Consider the following 3133-nt stretch of genomic DNA (forward strand, 5'->3'; position numbering starts at 1 on the left):
GTCCCGCGATGGATTGAGATGCACATCGCAGCCCGAACGACGCCGGTTCGCCAGAAGGAAGGGCACGTTCGAGACCAGCAGGTGCCGGCTCTGAAAGTCCAGTTGTCCGGCGGCCGCCTTGAAATTGACCGCCTCCGGACCGGAGCACAGCACATGGGAAATACGGTCGATGTAGGGAAGCTGGTTGCCCTCGGTGTCGACCCAGATGCTGTAGGGATTCCTCTGCATGCTGAACCCGCGGGAGTTGATCGGCACAGTCACCTGCCAGGGCGAAACCACCGGAAGTTCCGGATTGAACGTCCAGTCGAAGCGCTTCTTGAGGTAGACGGTCCAGTTCAGCAGTCCCGCCTCCCGCGCTTCCCGGTTGATCGCATCCTCGGAGCGATACCTGGGGTGGAATCGGGACAGGTAGTGCTTCGGGGCGAATCCGCCCATTGCATTCCTGCCGTAGAAACTCGGGCCACCGATGTCGGTGAAGCTTGCAAGCAATTCGACCAGCAGCGGAAACGGCCGGGGGGCGATGAACTGCACGGTTTCCCCATCGACCCTGCGCACCCGCACGTCTTCGCCGCCGACCCGCAGCGATTCGCTCGGCGCGGGGACGACCCGGCGGTCCAGGTAGAGATCCTCATACCAGAACAGTACGTCGTCGGCGGTAAACCGCGCACCGTCCGACCAGCGCATGCCGCTCCGCAGGTACAGGGTCACTGCGCGTCCGTCGCGGCTGAGTTCGTAGGCGCGGGCGATATTCGGCCGCGGCGTCGTCCATAGATGATCCCAGTAGAGGAAGCTGTCGGGCCCTGAAGCGAATCGGACGACCCCGGCGATGTCGTTCGGTCCGTTGATGGCGCGGCGCAGCGTCCCGCCGTAGCGCCCGATCTCGTGCAGCGGCTCGATGACCAGAGGATCGCGCCCGATCCGCTCCCGAACCGGAGGCAGGCGCCCGACCGCCACCTCCGCCGCCAGCATCGGCGCTTCGCGGAATTCCGCCGGAATCCGGGATGGATTCAGGATGGCGCGGGGACCCTCGGGACCGATATCGCGGACATCGGGCGGCAGCGCGCCCGACGGCTGCGAAATCGGCCCGCCGCTGCCCCGATAGCAGGCACTCACGAGCGAAGCCGTGGCGCTGATGAGTATGCTGCGCCGATCCAGTTCCATGCCCGGTCAATGGTACTTCAGGTGGTACGGGAGGTCGCCGTCAAGCATGAGGCTCGGGACAAAGCCGAGAGCAGCCTGCCTACCATACGACAAGGACCATGCGCGGGCCCTCGGGTCCTGGCATGGCCCCTGCCGGCGCCGCTGTCGGCGGCCCGCGCGCCATGCGGCCGACCGCTACTACAAGTTGCCCCTCAGCGTAACGCCGACCGAACGCCCGCGCGGATCGGTGTAGCGCGTATCGATGTTGGCGCTCAACGCCGAACCCTGGCGGGCGTTGTTGGTGAATGGCGGGTCCGTATCCAGAACGTTGAGCACATGCAGGGTCATCGCCAGCCGGTCGTTGAATCGCCAGGTGCCGGCGAGGTCGACGAGGCCGTAGGCATCCACTTCGTTGTGGTACTCCGCAGCGATCCCGCACGCGCTGTTGCAGTCGCCGTAACTGCTCTTGTGGCGATGCTGTGCGCGAACATTCCAGTTGTCTCTGCTCAGCGTCGCCGCCAGGTAGTGCTGGTACTCGAATACCGGCCCCTGTGTACCCAGGAAGGTCCCAAGCCGCGAATGGAACCCATCTCCCGGATAGCGCTGCTGCTCGTATTCATTGACGATCGTGGCGTTATATGTCACTCCCAGGCTATACCCACCGGAAAACTCCTGGTCCCAACGCCCCTTGATATCGAAACCGGAGGTATTGACAGTACCGAGGTTCTGCAGGAATTGCTCGATTGCACCGATTCGGTTTGGGCCATTCGGGTCGTCCTCACAGGTAATGGTGCCTTCCAGGTCCTCGGGAGGCAGGTCGTTACAGCGAATGATGAAATGGCCAAACTGATCGAGATCCTGGAAAATCGCAATTACATCGATCGGCCCGATGATGTCTTCAATGTTGTAGTCCCAGTAGTCGACCCGGAGGTTGACACGTCCGTCGCCCACTTCAAAGTTGAAATCGGTACCCACAGCGAAGACCGTCGAGATCTCCGGATCGAGGTTCCTGTTTCCACCGAGCAACGTCGAGTACTGGCCGCGACAGACGTGGAAAAAATCGTCCTCGCCGGGGAATACGGGGGTCCAGGGATTTGTGGACCGATTACAGCGATCCGGATCCGCCTGCACGGGGTTGGCGGTGGTGAATGCGTATCGGTTTGGAGCGAACACATCGAACAGAGTGGGTGCGCGAAATCCCGTATTGGCCGACGCGTGAAGGTTGAAGTTTGGCGTAAGGTTCCAGTCCAGCAAAATCTTCGGGTTCGTCGTGGCGCCAGCGTCGCTGTAGTCGTCGTATCGCAGCGACGCATTGATCTCGAACTGGTCGCTCAATGGAATCAACACCTCGCCCGAGACCGACAACACGTCGCGTTCACCCATCTGGTCGGGCTGCACTCTCAGCCCGGCCATTCTCCGCACAGGAAGGTCCTGTAGAAAGATCGATTCCTCCTGGAACTCCAGAGCGAAAGCATATGACAGCGGCCCTGCGGCCATTTCCAGCGCGTCACCGCTGATGGTGAGTCCTGCGCTGGTGAGATCTGACTCCCCATGGCGATTCTCAACGACGCCGAGGTCGTTCGCGAGAATGAACGACTGGGCATCAGACGGTTGATCTTCGAACCAGGCGAACGGATTGATCCACGGAGCGCCATTGGTTCCCGGCACTCCGTTGTTGATTTCCGGATTGTAGAGCTGATTTGAAATGCCTATTTCCGCCGCGGAGTTCAGCGCCCACAATTCATAATCGATACTGCCCACCGTACCCTCGAGGGACGCCATCAACCGATTGGCCCAGTCGTCGATCTGGTTGGTGCGATCCTTCCGATATCCGACTTGTGCATTCTGCGTGCGCACCGGAGCGGTGAGATCCTGGCCTGGGATCGCCGGAATCAGCCCGCCTCCCGGATAAAACGGGCTTGTCGTTGGAATCGTTTCACTGCGACGGCCAGGTCCAAAGGTATTGAACATCTGTGACCAAGCGTGGAAATAC

2 protein-coding genes are annotated in these 3133 nt (G+C 61.3%); both read right to left on the reverse strand.

The genetic code is table 11. From position 1 onward, the window contains the following. The coding region (locus tag OXG98_05330) for an ABC transporter substrate-binding protein (GenBank protein MCY3771423.1) at window positions 1-1161 on the reverse strand (1161 nt) is incomplete at its 3' end. 177 nt (window positions 1162-1338) lie between these two features. Then, on the reverse strand, window positions 1339-3133 hold a 1795-nt coding region (locus OXG98_05335; protein MCY3771424.1), incomplete at its 5' end, for a TonB-dependent receptor.

It is taken from the genome of Gemmatimonadota bacterium, assembly GCA_026706345.1.
In the GTDB taxonomy this organism is placed as follows: Bacteria; JAAXHH01; JAAXHH01; order JAAXHH01; family JAAXHH01; genus JAAXHH01.